The 2,516-nt window shown below is 56.5% G+C and carries 4 protein-coding genes and 1 pseudogene; 3 read left to right on the top strand and 2 right to left on the bottom strand.

The genetic code is table 11. The annotated features are described in order from the left end of the window. Nucleotides 1-82 precede the first annotated feature (82 nt). The 3 genes from I5W_RS12085 (at nucleotide 83) to I5W_RS12075 (ending at nucleotide 1,239) form a co-directional block, all read left to right on the top strand. Nucleotides 83-355, top strand: coding sequence for a CZB domain-containing protein (locus I5W_RS12085; protein WP_252717000.1), 273 nt, complete (start codon nucleotides 83-85; stop codon nucleotides 353-355). 254 nt (nucleotides 356-609) lie between these two features. Then, on the top strand, nucleotides 610-924 hold the full coding sequence (locus tag I5W_RS12080) for a type II toxin-antitoxin system RelE/ParE family toxin (protein ID WP_044529406.1): 315 nt from the start codon (nucleotides 610-612) through the stop codon (nucleotides 922-924). 9 nt (nucleotides 925-933) lie between these two features. Then, nucleotides 934-1,239 carry a HigA family addiction module antitoxin gene (locus I5W_RS12075; protein WP_044529405.1) on the top strand — a complete coding sequence of 102 codons (306 nt, stop codon included), beginning with the start codon at nucleotides 934-936 and terminating at the stop codon, nucleotides 1,237-1,239. Between the two features lie 171 nt (nucleotides 1,240-1,410). Here I5W_RS12075 and I5W_RS12070 read toward each other — a convergent pair whose 3' ends face one another. Next, nucleotides 1,411-2,214: a MetQ/NlpA family ABC transporter substrate-binding protein gene (locus tag I5W_RS12070; protein WP_374702135.1), complete on the bottom strand. Its 804-nt coding sequence runs from the start codon at nucleotides 2,212-2,214 to the stop codon at nucleotides 1,411-1,413. Between the two features lie 76 nt (nucleotides 2,215-2,290). Next, nucleotides 2,291-2,516: pseudogene (locus tag I5W_RS12065) on the bottom strand (metal ABC transporter permease); the annotation flags it as partial.

Below are 2,516 nucleotides of genomic sequence, written 5' to 3'. Positions count from 1 at the left end.
GGGCAGATGATCCTCGCAGATGCAATCACCAAGCACGCCGGATGGAGGTCAAACTGCGCACCGCGATCAGGCGTAGGCGCCAGTGGACGCGGCCTCCATCGCCCAGGACAATTGCTGCGAACTGGGCCAGTGGCTCCATGGCGAAGGCCGGATCAGGTACGGCAGTAAGCCTGAATTTGAAGCCGTGGTCGAATGCCACAAGCAATTTCATGTCGAAGCCGGCAAGGTCGCCGCGTTGATCAATGTCGGCCAATTCGACGAGGCCGAGAAATCGCTGGGCAGTGATGGCGCCTACAACGCCGCCTCCAATGCGGTATGTACCGAAATCCTTCACCTGCGCCAGGCGGTGGGATAGGTGGGGCACCGTGCCTGGCTGTGCTCGGCACTTCCTTCATTCTGGTGGGCAAGCCGCCTTGCCCGAGCGAGGGCGATCTTGGGGCAGGGGATCACCAAGTTTGCGCCTGTCTCGTAGATCGATAATTTTCAATATATGGGGAAAAAACAATAGACGGATGCGCTCTGCGAGCCAAGTAGCTTTAGGATGATGGGATTCTATTTTTCAGTTTCTGTTTTGCGGAAACTGTTATGCGGTATAAAATCCTCTTCCAGATGATCCACTCATTCTGCTGCTCAGATACTGAGATGCTCTTCAACAGTCATCCGGTCCAGCGTTTCAAGAACATCGAGCGCGTAGCCAGACGCAAGCTGCTGATGATTCATGCTGCCCGTGATCTTGCAGCATTGAGGGTGCCACCCGGTAATCGACTCGAACTCCTGAAAGGGGATCGTAAAGGTCAGCAGAGAACGCATCTCACGTCTATTGATGAAATGAGTTCTGGTATCCGCATCAGTGATCAGTGGCGGATTTGCTTCAAGTGGGTGGATGAGGCCGCGCACGATGTGGCAATCGTGGACTATCACTAGGAAAGCATCATGGCAAAGAAATTGGAAGAGATTCACCCTGGAGAAATCCTCTTGGAGGAGTTCATCAAGCCCATGGGCACAACGGCAGCGCGGGTTGCATCCGATATCGACGTGCCGGTATCGCGCATCAGTGAAATCATCAATGCAAAACGCCCTGTGACGGTGGATACGGCAGTGCGGCTGGGGGTTTATTTCAGGATGGATCCGTTATTCTGGCTCAATCTGCAGGCCGAATATGATGTTCGCGTAGCCCAGCGTGAGTTGCTGCCAATGATCAAGGCACGCATTCGGCCCTTGGTCCTTGCCAATGTCTGAGGCCAAGGCTTCCGTCATCCATATTCAGTGCCACTACCTGCCTTTAAAAAAAGCCACGGATCACTCCGTGGCTGGTAGTCATACACAGCAGCCTGAGACTGCTACCGGTTCGTGTGGCGATCATGAGCTTATTCTTCACATGACGCATCAAAGCCCTGATCGCCAAACGCCTCAGAAGGCCGGTACGATGGCGCCCTGGTATTTTTCTTCGATAAATTTCTTCACATCCGGCGAATTGAGCGCGGCAGCGAGCTTCTTGATGGCGGGGCTGTCCTTGTTGTCTTCACGTGCCACTAGCAGGTTGGCATAGGGCGAGTTGGCATCTTCGATGAACAGCGAATCCTTGACCGGATTCAGCTTGGCTTCCAGCGCATAGTTGGTATTGATCAGGGCCACATCGACCTGGTTGAGCACGCGCGGCAGGGTTGCGGCTTCCAGGGCGCGGAACTTCAGCTTCTTGGGGTTTTCCACGATGTCCTTCTGGGTCGAGGAAATGTTGGAGCTGTCCTTGAGCTTGATGAGACCATTGCGCGCCAGCAGCAGCAGGGCGCGGCCGGAGTTGGAGGGGTCATTGGGAATGGCGATGGTCGCACCCTCAGGGATGTCGGCCACCTTCTTGTACTTCTGCGAATACGCAGCGAAGGGCTCGACGTGGACCTTGGTGATCGGCACTTCGATATCGTTCTTGTGGCTCTTCTTGAACTGGTCCAGGTAGGGCTGGTGCAGGAAGAAGTTGCCATCGACCTGTTTCTCGTTGGTCTGCACAGCCGGCTGCACGTAGTCGGTGAAGACCTTGACCTGCAGATCGATGCCTTCCTTGGCCAGCACCGGCTTGATGTGTTCCAGGATCTCGGCGTGCGGCACCGGAGTGGCGGCAATCACCAGCTTGTCGGCGGCGTGTGCGCCCACGGCGAAGGCCAGGGTGGCGGTCGCCACCAGATGAGGGATCAGTTTGCGGATCATGTTTTTCTCCATTCTTGGTATGACAATCAATTGAACGTCGGTTGACGCAGCGAGGGATTCGTCCTTCGTGGGGAGCGAACCCGGGAACCTACTTGCGGGTGAAGCGCAGCACCAGGCGGTCGCCGAAGAATTGCAGCAACTGCACCAGCACCACCAGGATGGCCACCGTGACCACCATCACCTCGGTCTGGAAGCGCTGGTAGCCGTAGCGGATGGCCAGGTCACCCAGGCCGCCGCCGCCGATCACGCCCGACATGGCGGCATACGACATCAAGGTGATGGCGGTGATGGTGATGGCCGCCAGCAAGCCTGGC

Source organism: Herbaspirillum sp. B65, assembly GCF_000333555.1.
GTDB lineage: Bacteria > Pseudomonadota > Gammaproteobacteria > Burkholderiales > Burkholderiaceae_D > Herbaspirillum > Herbaspirillum rubrisubalbicans.
This window is presented reverse-complemented; position numbering and strand designations above follow the sequence as displayed.